The following is an 8,375-nucleotide window of genomic DNA, read 5'->3' as shown; positions in this document are numbered from 1 at the left end:
TAGCTGAGTGGCACCCTGACGGGTGCTTTTTTTGTGCGATACATATATTATATATAGGCTGTGGTATATATGAAACCCCTCGGGGTTTTCTTTGATCTTCATCCGACACATATATATAAGGTGTATGTCGGGTGGCAAGGTTTATTTTATTACCTTTGTGGTATGAATGAAGAGAGAGAGTGGCAGAGCCGTACGGAGTTGCTCCTCGGTAGCGAACAACTGGAGAAGCTACGGGGGAGTCATGTGCTTTTGGTAGGTCTTGGTGGTGTAGGTGGCTATGCTGCCGAGATGCTGGCTCGCACGGGCATTGGCAAGCTGACGATTGTGGATAGTGATAGCGTCCACAGCAGCAATATCAATCGGCAATTGATTGCACTGCACAGCACTATCGGGCGGGGTAAGGCGGAGCTTTGGAGCGAACGGATTAGGGATATCAACCCCGATATCGACCTGGAGGTGAGGGTTCAATTTGTCCGCGATGAGGATACATTTGAGCTACTCGACGCGGCTCCTTACAGTTTTGTGATTGATGCGATCGATACACTCAGCCCGAAGGTGCATCTGATCAAAGCCCTTGTGGAGCGTGAGATCCCCTTCGTGAGTGTTATGGGCACTGGAGCGAAGCTGGATCCTCGCCAACTAAAGATAGGACGGATGGACAAGGCGAAGAACTGCCCACTGGCACGTATGATTCGGAAGCGACTAAGGCGTCTGGAGGTATCGCTAAAGTTTCCAGTGGTTTACTCTGAGGAGTTACCCCACGAGCATGCCATTGTAGTGACAGAGGGGGAACAGAATAAGAAGTCGATCACTGGGACGATTGCCTACAATCCGGCCGTTGCTGGTTGCTATGCCGCTTATGTAGCTATTGACCATCTGATAAAGTAGAGGAATGGGAGCAAAGACACTGATCAAAGTGGAGGACCTTCACAAAAGCTTCGGGAAGTTGGAGATCCTAAAAGGGATAAATATGGAGGTGCAGGAGGGGGAGATTGTAGCGATTGTAGGTGCCAGTGGGGCGGGAAAAACCACGTTGCTACAAATCATTGGCACTCTGGATAAGCCTGACCGTGGAAGTGTAGAGATCAACGGGGTGAAGGTGCACCAGCTTAGTCGTGATGAGCAGTCGGACTTCCGCAATCGGCAGATGGGCTTTGTCTTTCAGTCGCACCAGCTTTTACCCGAATTTACAGCGGTGGAGAATGTGGCTATTCCGAGTATGATTGCGGGGGTGAGCAAGAAGGAGTCGTTGGCAAAAGCAAAGGTGATCCTTGACAAACTGGGCATGAGCCATCGGCTTGAACACAGACCTGCCAAACTGAGTGGTGGGGAGAAGCAGCGAGTGGCGGTGGCAAGGGCACTCATCAACGATCCTCTCCTGATCTTGGCAGATGAGCCAACGGGGGCACTTGATAGCGACAATAGGCGAGAGCTCCATGCCATCTTTCACCAACTGAATGAGGAGGAGGGTCAGACGTTTCTAATCGTTTCGCACGACCCTCAGATCTCGGCGGTCACCCACCGCACCATCAAGCTAGAGGATGGCATCATCAAAGAGTAGGCTATGGGTGGGATCACAAAAGGCGATCGCAAGGTACTGATTTGGCTACTGGTATTGCTACTGGGGCTGATCGTCTACGTCTATTTTAGTGGACAAAGTAGTGCCAGTATAAAGAGTAATGAGGTGCAATCTTATCAGGTTCGCGATACTATATATATTGAGACAAAGAACCCATCGGACACGCTATATGTGGCGCCGAAGACAACGGCTAGTTCTGCTCCTATCCGCACATCACGATACCCTGGCCCACCAGAACGTGCCCACTACCCCAAAAAGCTAGAGAAGGGAGCCACGATAGATCTCAATAGTGCCGACACCCTTCTTCTGACCCGAGTACCAGGGATTGGCGCCTCATTTGCTCGACGGATCTACAAGTATCGCGAGCTGCTAGGTGGCTACTACGTGGTGGAGCAGTTGCAGGAGGTTTATGGTATGGATCGGGAGAGATACGATCAGATTGCCCCTTTCTTTCGGATTGAGACCGCCCCCACCCCACTCGACATTAGCCGAGATAGCATCCCTCGCCACCCCTACCTCCAATGGCGCCACACGAAAGTGCTCAAGGAGATACTCCGCAGTGGCCAAGAGCCCACATGGAAGGCCCTGATGGAGAGCGGACAATTCTCTACCGACGACTCCCTTCGCCTCGCCCCCTACCTCCCCCTCAAGTAGCCTTGGGATAATGCTTTTTCACACTTTCCCCTCTAATAGTAACGAGTAAAGCCACAAAGTTTCGGAAAAAGATGTGGGTTACTCTAAAAAATAGTAAGTTTGCAAGGAATAATACTTTAATAAGTTTCTTATAAGAACTATATGGCTAATGTAATTAAGACCAAGAAAGGACTCGACATCCGCCTTGTGGGAGAAGCTCCCAAAGTAGAGGTGAGTGTAGGAGAAGTCCATTCGTACGGTATATCGCCCGACAACTTCCCTGGGTTTGTGCCTAGACTAGAGGTGCAGGTAGGTGACCGTGTACAAGCAGGCTCGCCACTGCTTTATCACAAGGAGGCGCCAATGCTCAAGCTGACAGCCCCTGTTAGTGGTGAGGTGACCCAAGTGTGTCGTGGTGCGAAGCGCAAAATCCTCTATATTGAGGTGAAGCCCGACACGACCATTGAGTACAAGCAATTTGATACTCAAGGCATTGAGAGCAAAAGCACCGAGGAGGTGCTCGCTCTACTCGGAGAGAGTGGCTTTTTGGCACTCTTCCGCAATCGCCCTTATGATAGAGTAGTGGATCCTACCAAGACGCCAAGAGACATCTATGTAACGGCTTACCAGAGTGCTCCATTGGAGGGCGATGCTTTAGAGCTCATCGCAGAGGATAAGCCCTATCTACAGAAGGCGGTTGATCTACTCAGCCGTTTGACCATCGGCAGGGTACATATCAGCACTAAGGCTGGCAGTGGTCTTTCTCTGACCAACTGCGAGATCCACGAGATGCAAGGCCCTCACCCTATTGGCAATGCAAGTGTGGTGATCAATCACACAAGACCTATTAGTAAGGGGGAGAATGTATGGGTTATCGGCATCACTGAGCTGGCTCTACTCGGTCGCTTCCTAGCTACTGGCAAGGTAGACTTGAGCCGTAAGGTGGTATTTGCTGGCTCTCGCATGGAGAGTGCTGGATATGCCAAGGTGATCGCTGGTGCCGATGTGGCTCAGCTTTGCCAAAATAAGCTGGATACTAAGCGCGGAAAGGTTCGTCTAATCGATGGCAATGTACTCACTGGCACTCAGGTGATCGGTGACTACCGACACCTCAGCCCATTCCACAGCCTGATCACTGCTATCCCAGAGGGGGATGAGACTAATGAGCTATTTGGTTGGGCCTCCATTAGCCCTAAGCGCTTTAGCGTCAATAGGAACTATCCAAGTGCATTCTTCGGCACCTCACGACCTCACGACCTCGACGCCCGTATCAAGGGTGGTCCAAGAGCGATCATTGTGAGCAACGAGTACGATAAGGTCTTCCCACTCGATATCTTCCCTGAGTATCTCATCAAGTCGGTTATCGCCTTTGATATCGACAAGATGGAGGAGCTAGGCATCTATGAAGTGGCACCAGAGGACTTCGCACTTTGTGAGTTTGTGGACACCTCCAAACTGGAGCTCCAATACATTATCCGCAAGGGACTAGACCAACTCTACAAGGAGCTCAACTAGTCTACTGAATGGAATATAAAGAATAACGATATAAGGATTTACTGCTTTGAACGGTTTAAGAAAATATCTAGACAAGATCAAGCCCAATTTTGAGAAGGGTGGCAAGCTATCTGGCTTGTGGTCGACCTTTGAGGGCTTTGAGACCTTCCTCTTCGTTCCTAATACGACGAGCAAGCGTGGGGTACATATCCACGATGCCAACGATTCTAAGAGAACGATGATTGTAGTGGTACTGGCATTGATCCCCGCACTTCTATTCGGAATGTACAATGTGGGGTACCAGCACTACTTGGTGACAGGTCAAGAGATGGGCTTCTGGCCTATCTTCTGGTACGGCTTCCTAGCTGTACTGCCACAGATCATTGTGAGCTATGTAGTGGGACTAGGCATTGAATTTGCGGTGGCCCAATACAAGCACGAGGAGATTGCCGAGGGCTTCCTCGTTTCGGGACTGCTGATTCCTATGATTGTCCCTGTGGAGACTCCACTTTGGCAGATCGCTGTGGCAACTGCTTTTGCCGTAGTATTTGCTAAGGAGGTATTTGGTGGTACTGGCTACAATATATTCAATGTAGCACTGGTGACCCGTGCCTTCCTATTCTTTGCTTACCCTGCTCAGATGTCGGGCGATAGCGTATTCATTCGCACAGGCAAGGCCTTTGGCTTGGGTGGCGATGCCGCTACAATCGATGCCTATACCGGTGCTACTCCGCTGGGACAAGCTGGTCTAGCCGAGGGCACTCCCGTGATTACCAATGCGATTGGAGAGCCTATCGGTACGATGGACTATTTCATCGGACTGATCCCTGGCTCTATCGGTGAGACCTCTACCATTGCTATCTTGATTGGCGCTTTGCTGCTCCTCATCACTGGGGTGGCTAGCTGGAAGGTGATGGTTTCGGTATTTGGTGGTGGCTTCCTTACCGCTCTTCTTTACAATGCGATCGGCGGTAATGGGGTGATGCTTCTTCCTGCCATTGACCATATACTTCTAGGTGGCTTTGCCTTTGGTGCTGTATTTATGGCTACTGACCCAGTCACCTCATCTCGTACCGAGACAGGCAAGTGGATCTATGGTCTATTGATTGGCTTCTTGGCTGTATCTATTCGCGCCCTCAACCCTGGTTATCCAGAGGGTATGATGCTGGCTATCTTGCTGATGAATATATTTGCACCACTGATCGACTACTATGTAGTGGACGCCAATGTACAGAGACGACTCAAGCGTACCAAAGCAGCCACTGCAGCTGTAGAGAGTAGGTAATAGGGAGTTCACTCCTATTTATATAAGTAAGAGACGGAATAAAAGACAATGAATAAAAATAGTAATACCTACGTCATTCTCTACTCTGCTATCATGGTGATCTTGGTAGCAGTAGGGCTTGCCTTTACCTCACAGGCACTGAAGGATAAGCAGACAGAGAATGTCAATAAAGACACTATGGCACAGATCCTAGCAGCACTTAAGCTGTACCCTGAGGATGTACCTGCCACATACCATGCCGTGATCAAGGAAGCGTTCTTGATAGATAAGGATGGACAGATCGTACCTGATAGTGAGGGAACGGATGTTCAGGATAAGGCTTTCACTAAAGACCTCGCAGAGATCGGTGACGGCACAGCTCCTGTATTTGTAGCCGACGTTGATGGAGCCACGAAGTACATACTTGGCCTTCACGGAGCTGGGCTTTGGGGTCCTATCTGGGGCTACATCGCCCTCGACGACGATGCTAGCACAGTCTACGGAATCAATCTCTCCCACGCGAGTGAGACACCAGGTCTTGGTGCCGAGATCGCTAACTACGATCACTTTAGACAGCACTTTGAGGGACTTGAAATCTACAAAGATGGCAACTTCAAGAGCATCGCAGTAGTGAAGAAAAGTACTAAGGTAGAAGGACAAGACCGCGTAGATGGCATCTCGGGAGGTACTATTACCTCCAATGGAGTCAATGATATGCTCTTCAACTCCCTTTCGATCTACCGACCCTATCTAGACACTCTAAGAAAGTAACATCTCATTATGGCACTATTTGATAAAAAGAATAAAGCAACCTTGCTGGACCCTATCAGCAAGAATAATCCTGTGGTGGTACAAGTCCTGGGTATCTGCTCGGCACTTGCTGTCACCAGTAAGCTAGAGCCAGCCATCGTGATGGCACTCTCTGTAACAGTGGTGGTGGCCTTTGCCAACGTGATCATCTCACTACTCCGCAAGACCATCCCCAATAATATTCGTGTGATCGTACAGCTGGTGGTAGTGGCTACCCTTGTAACCATCGTGAGCGAGGTGCTGAAGGCGTATGCCTTTGAGCTGAATAAGCAGCTCTCGGTATTCGTGGGACTGATTATTACCAACTGTATCTTGATGGGTCGCCTAGAGGCCTTTGCGATGACCAATAAGCCTTGGCCCTCCTTCCTTGATGGAATTGGCAACGGACTTGGCTACGGACTAATCCTAGTGATCGTGGGCTTTTTCCGTGAGCTCTTTGGCTCTGGTACACTACTAGGGTATCAGGTGATTCCTCAGAGCTTCTACGATGCTGGTTATGTCAATAACGGCCTCTTTATCCTACCCCCTATGGCACTGATCCTTGTGGCAGTGATCATTTGGGTACACCGCAGTATCAATCCTGAGCTTCAGGAGGAGAATTAATATTAGTAAGTGAATACACGAACATCAATAGATAATATCTAAGATATGGAATATTTAAGTCTATTTGTCAAGTCCATCTTTGTGGACAATATGGTCTTCGCTTACTTCCTTGGAATGTGCTCTTATCTGGCCATCTCCAAGAATGTCAAGACCTCTCTGGGTCTAGGCGTAGCGGTGACTGTAGTACTGACACTCACCTTGCCACTCAACTGGCTACTCGAGAATTATGTACTCAAGCCAGGAGCACTTCAGTGGATCGATCCTAGCCTTGCCGAGGTGGATCTCAGCTTCCTTAGCCTGATCATCTTTATCGCCGTGATTGCTGCCTTCGTGCAGATCCTTGAGATGGCGGTAGAGAAGTTTAGCCCTTCGCTATACAATTCGCTCGGTATCTTCTTACCCCTTATCGCTGTGAACTGTGCCATCCTTGGTGGCTCGCTATTTATGCAACAGCGTGCATTCCCCAATATCGGCGAAGCAGCAGTTTATGCCTTCGGTTCAGGAATTGGTTGGCTACTTGCTATTGTAGGTCTGGCCGCTATCCGTGAGAAGATGATGTACAACGACACTCCAAAGCCACTCCGTGGTCTAGGTATGGCCTTTATCATCACAGCACTGATGGGTATCGCCTTCCAGGCATTCTCAGGGCTCAGCATTTAAGGAAACGAAATATCTAATAAGCGAATATTATAATGACATTCTTAGCAATTTCAACAACCACGATAATCGTCAGCACAGTGGTGTTCCTAGTGACCATACTGTTGCTCGTGGTACTATTGCTGCTAGCACAATCCAAGCTAGTAGCCTCGGGTAATGTCACCATTACCGTCAACGATGACAAAAAGCTAGAAGTACCACAAGGTGGTAGCCTGCTCACCACGCTACAAAATCAAGGGGTATACCTTTCAAGTGCCTGTGGTGGACAAGGTACCTGCGGGCAGTGTCGCTGCCAAGTGGTAGATGGTGGCGGTGAGATTCTCGCTACAGAGAAGCCTCACTTTACCCGTAAAGAGATCAACGACCACTACCGTCTCTCCTGCCAAGTGAAGGTGAAGGAAGACCTTAAGATCAAGGTACCTGAGGAGGTCTTTGGTGTGAAGGAGTGGGAGTGCGAGGTGATTTCCAACCGCAACGTGGCTTCCTTTATCAAGGAGTTTGTAGTGAAGCTTCCTGAGGGAGAGCACATGGAGTTCAAGGCTGGTTCGTACGCACAGATTAAGATTCCGAAGTACGACGTCAAGTACTCCGACATGGAGATTCAGGAGCCTTTCAAGGCTGAGTGGGATAAGTTTAATATGTGGGGTCTGACCGGTAAGAATACCGAGGAGACTGTACGTGCTTACTCTATGGCCAACTATCCTGCAGAGGGTAACATCATCACCCTCAACGTACGTATCGCTACCCCTCCATTCGACCGCAAGAATGGTGGTTGGATGAAGGTGCCTCCTGGTATCGCCTCCACCTATATCTTTAGCCTAAAGCCTGGAGATAAGGTGATGATGTCGGGTCCTTATGGTCACTTCCACATCCAAGATACCGATGCCGAGATGCTCTATATCGGTGGTGGTGCTGGTATGGCACCACTCCGTGCACAGATCTTGCACCTATTTAACACCCTCAAGACAGGGCGTAAGGTGTCTTACTGGTATGGTGCTAGATCCAAGGTGGAGATCTTCTATGAGGAAGACTTCCGTAAGCTAGAAAAGGAGTTCCCTAACTTCTCCTTCCACATTGCACTTTCGGCAGCTCTGCCAGAGGACAATTGGACAGGCTATACTGGCTTTATCCACCAAGTGATCTACGATCATTACCTCAAGGATCATCCAGCTCCTGAGGATATTGAGTACTACATGTGTGGTCCTGGTCCTATGGCCGCATCTGCACTGAAGATGCTCGACGATCTAGGCGTATCACGCGAAAGCATCTTCTTTGATGACTTCGGTTGATCCCCTGATCAATATTGAAAACAATCGGGCGTCGCTGATAGTTCAG

General features: G+C 49.4%; 9 protein-coding genes. All 9 read left to right on the top strand.

What is annotated here, in order from left to right; genetic code table 11:
- Nucleotides 1–162: 162 nt before the first annotated feature.
- The 9 genes from QVO39_RS02545 to nqrF all read left to right on the top strand — a co-directional run bounded on the left by QVO39_RS02545 (nucleotide 163) and on the right by nqrF (nucleotide 8,329).
- Complete coding sequence (locus QVO39_RS02545; RefSeq protein ID WP_288171637.1) at nucleotides 163–888, top strand: tRNA threonylcarbamoyladenosine dehydratase; 726 nt, start codon at nucleotides 163–165, stop codon at nucleotides 886–888.
- Between the two features lie 4 nt (nucleotides 889–892).
- Nucleotides 893–1,561 carry an ABC transporter ATP-binding protein gene (locus QVO39_RS02540; RefSeq protein ID WP_021902887.1) on the top strand — a complete coding sequence of 223 codons (669 nt, stop codon included), beginning with the start codon at nucleotides 893–895 and terminating at the stop codon, nucleotides 1,559–1,561.
- Between the two features lie 3 nt (nucleotides 1,562–1,564).
- Nucleotides 1,565–2,233: a ComEA family DNA-binding protein gene (locus tag QVO39_RS02535; RefSeq protein WP_021902886.1), complete on the top strand. Its 669-nt coding sequence runs from the start codon at nucleotides 1,565–1,567 to the stop codon at nucleotides 2,231–2,233.
- A 141-nt stretch (nucleotides 2,234–2,374) separates the two neighbouring features.
- Nucleotides 2,375–3,727, top strand: coding sequence for a Na(+)-translocating NADH-quinone reductase subunit A (locus QVO39_RS02530; protein WP_021902885.1), 1,353 nt, complete (start codon nucleotides 2,375–2,377; stop codon nucleotides 3,725–3,727).
- A gap of 46 nt (nucleotides 3,728–3,773) precedes the next feature.
- A complete protein-coding gene (locus QVO39_RS02525; protein WP_018029023.1) occupies nucleotides 3,774–4,991 on the top strand; it encodes an NADH:ubiquinone reductase (Na(+)-transporting) subunit B in 1,218 nt (405 codons plus the stop codon).
- A 48-nt stretch (nucleotides 4,992–5,039) separates the two neighbouring features.
- Nucleotides 5,040–5,741, top strand: a complete 702-nt coding sequence (gene nqrC, locus QVO39_RS02520) for an NADH:ubiquinone reductase (Na(+)-transporting) subunit C (RefSeq protein WP_018029022.1) — start codon at nucleotides 5,040–5,042, stop codon at nucleotides 5,739–5,741.
- A gap of 9 nt (nucleotides 5,742–5,750) precedes the next feature.
- Nucleotides 5,751–6,383: an NADH:ubiquinone reductase (Na(+)-transporting) subunit D gene (locus tag QVO39_RS02515; protein WP_018029021.1), complete on the top strand. Its 633-nt coding sequence runs from the start codon at nucleotides 5,751–5,753 to the stop codon at nucleotides 6,381–6,383.
- Nucleotides 6,384–6,428: 45 nt separating this feature from the next.
- Nucleotides 6,429–7,043: an NADH:ubiquinone reductase (Na(+)-transporting) subunit E gene (gene nqrE / locus QVO39_RS02510; RefSeq protein WP_018029020.1), complete on the top strand. Its 615-nt coding sequence runs from the start codon at nucleotides 6,429–6,431 to the stop codon at nucleotides 7,041–7,043.
- Nucleotides 7,044–7,075: 32 nt separating this feature from the next.
- Nucleotides 7,076–8,329, top strand: coding sequence for an NADH:ubiquinone reductase (Na(+)-transporting) subunit F (gene nqrF, locus QVO39_RS02505; RefSeq protein ID WP_021902884.1), 1,254 nt, complete (start codon nucleotides 7,076–7,078; stop codon nucleotides 8,327–8,329).
- Nucleotides 8,330–8,375 lie beyond the last annotated feature (46 nt).

The organism is Porphyromonas sp. CAG:1061 (genome assembly GCF_000435035.1).
Taxonomy (GTDB): Bacteria; Bacteroidota; Bacteroidia; order Bacteroidales; family Porphyromonadaceae; genus Porphyromonas_A; species Porphyromonas_A somerae.
Note: the sequence above shows the minus strand (reverse complement) of the source record. Positions and strands in the feature narration are given on the sequence as shown.

What these genes read in the sequence shown, in the direction of transcription:
- nqrF (WP_021902884.1), top strand. Translation starts at nt 7,076, where the DNA reads ATGACATTCTTAGCAATTTCAACAACCACGATAATCGTCAGCACAGTG.
- QVO39_RS02530 (WP_021902885.1), top strand. Translation starts at nt 2,375, where the DNA reads ATGGCTAATGTAATTAAGACCAAGAAAGGACTCGACATCCGCCTTGTG.
- QVO39_RS02535 (WP_021902886.1), top strand. Translation starts at nt 1,565, where the DNA reads ATGGGTGGGATCACAAAAGGCGATCGCAAGGTACTGATTTGGCTACTG.
- QVO39_RS02540 (WP_021902887.1), top strand. Translation starts at nt 893, where the DNA reads ATGGGAGCAAAGACACTGATCAAAGTGGAGGACCTTCACAAAAGCTTC.
- nqrC (WP_018029022.1), top strand. Translation starts at nt 5,040, where the DNA reads ATGAATAAAAATAGTAATACCTACGTCATTCTCTACTCTGCTATCATG.
- QVO39_RS02545 (WP_288171637.1), top strand. Translation starts at nt 163, where the DNA reads ATGAATGAAGAGAGAGAGTGGCAGAGCCGTACGGAGTTGCTCCTCGGT.
- nqrE (WP_018029020.1), top strand. Translation starts at nt 6,429, where the DNA reads ATGGAATATTTAAGTCTATTTGTCAAGTCCATCTTTGTGGACAATATG.
- QVO39_RS02515 (WP_018029021.1), top strand. Translation starts at nt 5,751, where the DNA reads ATGGCACTATTTGATAAAAAGAATAAAGCAACCTTGCTGGACCCTATC.